Raw genomic sequence first — 526 nt, forward strand, 5'->3', positions numbered from 1 at the left:
TTTTATGGCGCACACCCATTATCTCTTCCATTGAACCATCCTCATGTTCGGTCCACGCAGTAATTTCTAGGCAATCAGGAAGCGCATCTTTATCAATCACTAAAGAATGGTATCGCGTTGCTGTCACTGGGTTAGGTAAACCTTTAAATACACCTTCATTGTTATGATGCACTGGAGATGTCTTCCCATGCATAACTTGGCCAGCACGGATAATAGATCCACCAAAAGCTTGTCCAATACTTTGATGTCCTAGGCAAATGCCAAAGATAGGGAGTTTGCCTTTAAAATGCTCGAGTACTTGCAGTGAAACACCAGCTTCATTTGGCGTACATGGGCCCGGAGAAATCACGATTTTCTCGGGGTTCAGCGCTTCGATTTCTTTAATAGTGATTTCATCATTTCGATAAACTCGCACATCGGCGCCTAATTCACCTAGATATTGCACGACGTTGTATGTAAAGGAGTCATAGTTATCAATCATTAACAACATTACTTATCCCCCTTTGCAGATTCATTAGAAACACTG

Annotated in this window: 1 protein-coding gene; it reads right to left on the reverse strand. The window is 42.0% G+C overall.

Translation table 11 applies throughout. The features are described 5' to 3' along the window. On the reverse strand, positions 1 to 490 hold a 490-nt coding region (locus tag A3738_RS05195; RefSeq protein ID WP_068763420.1), incomplete at its 3' end, for an aminodeoxychorismate/anthranilate synthase component II. Positions 491 to 526 lie beyond the last annotated feature (36 nt).

Source organism: Oleiphilus sp. HI0066, from assembly GCF_001635725.1.